General features: G+C 39.6%; 2 protein-coding genes. One reads left to right on the forward strand and one right to left on the reverse strand.

Features of this window, described 5'->3' with window-relative positions; genetic code table 11:
• Positions 1–397 precede the first annotated feature (397 nt).
• The gene (locus B2X72_RS21295; RefSeq protein WP_145327320.1) at positions 398–676 is read left to right on the forward strand and encodes a DUF4342 domain-containing protein; all 279 of its coding nucleotides are present in this window, start codon (positions 398–400) and stop codon (positions 674–676) included.
• 65 nt (positions 677–741) lie between these two features.
• Here the strand turns inward: B2X72_RS21295 and B2X72_RS21300 are convergent, their stop codons facing one another.
• The gene (locus B2X72_RS21300) at positions 742–1,017 is read right to left on the reverse strand and encodes a hypothetical protein (RefSeq protein WP_208734116.1); all 276 of its coding nucleotides are present in this window, start codon (positions 1,015–1,017) and stop codon (positions 742–744) included.
• Positions 1,018–1,676 lie beyond the last annotated feature (659 nt).

The following is a 1,676-nucleotide window of genomic DNA, read 5'->3' on the forward strand; positions in this document are numbered from 1 at the left end:
GGGGAAGAATACTGTTGAAGCAAAAGTAATCCAAAAAGACGGTAAGGTATTAACCGACACAATTGAATGGAACTATGCCCCCACATTTAAGCAAGGACCATCTGGACCAACAAAATCGAAAACAGAGCATGTAGGTTTATAATCACATTAGCAAAATAAGAGACAAAAAACGGGGGTAGCTTTTTGGCTACCCCTGTATTTTGTTTAAGGATATATCTACTGTCAGTTATAGTGATAATCATATCACTCTCCTTAATTTCAGAAAAGTATTAACCGATAAAAGCTGGTCGTTTACCGAGATTGTCTCGAGACTGGCCTAATGGGCATCGTATCCCTCTTATTTCCGCCCTATCTTTGAGTCATCAAATAAGAAATAAAAACATTAAAAATAAACATCATGGCAACTAAAACAACATTCAGCATCAACAGTAAAACAATTACTAAAGCTTTTCAAGATCTTTTTGATTCCTTCAAAAGCTCACGTTTAAAAGTTTCATCCAAGAATGGACAAGAATACTTAAATATCTCCTTGTTATTGGCTGTAATCATCGGAATTATTTTCCCTGTAGCTTTCATTGCACTGATTATTCTTAGCCTGATTGCACCTATTGAAATTGCAATCCTTCAAGAAGTAAAGGAAGAGCCTGCTAATCAAAAGATGATTGAGCTCAAATAAATAAAGCTTCTATACCTTATAAAGAGCTAGGGTTATCCAACGGTAGGATAGCCCTAGCTCTTCTCTTATTTCCTTTCTATCTTATCAAACGCTGTATTAGGGGACAAATTAAATGTAAAGTTCCCTTTTGAATCCACACCACCAGCACCTTTGACACGGGCTTTGATCTCATACTTCGATTGCGGGTTATAATTTGTTACTGTAAAATTGTAATAAAAAGGTTTGACCTTGTTGGTTCCTCTAAATTTATCCGCAAGTGCGTGATGTCCATCTTCTGCGATGACACGCCCGTCCTGCAGTAATTGTACAGCATCAATCTCCAGAAAATTCTTACCATCCACAAAGTGCTCAGCTTATAGCAAGAATTTCGTAAAATAAGCAGCGTAATAAATCAGCAAGCTTAGCATCCAATTGCTCGTCTGACTCGCCATTGCCGCCACCATAACGTCCGATAATAACGCCTTGTGGATCTATTAACACTTTTGTCGGTAACGAACTGACGCCATACCCCTGCGTTACATCTTTGCTACGATCAAAATTTGTCCCATCGAATTTTGCCCCACGTAAAACATGGTTCCAAATGCCAATTTCATCTTTTTCAACCGCCTTGTACCACTTTGCATGCTAACTATCATTATCCATAATAACAATAATGGCGGTCACTTGGTTTACAATGCCCCGTGACTATGGCACTACAGCATGCCAAATGTGACCAATAATGCTCCTAGCAATATACAAAAACCTCAGATACGAAAGTTTTGGAACAGGCGATGCTCTATACCAAAAGTGAGCAATAATACTTCTAGCAAGATACAAAACCTAGATACTGGAATTCTCGAAGAGAGGAAACGCCATACCGCTAGAACACAGTGATGGCTGCATGACCGCCTGCTATGGAAATGTACCATTACCACTGCGGGACAGTGACAGTTGTGAAACAGCTGCCGATTAATGGGGCTCACCGATGCCCCTGTGCTGTGATAACCAATAGGCGGAGGAT

The sequence above is a fragment of the Sphingobacterium sp. UBA7253 genome (genome assembly GCF_002472745.1).
GTDB lineage: Bacteria > Bacteroidota > Bacteroidia > Sphingobacteriales > Sphingobacteriaceae > Sphingobacterium > Sphingobacterium siyangense.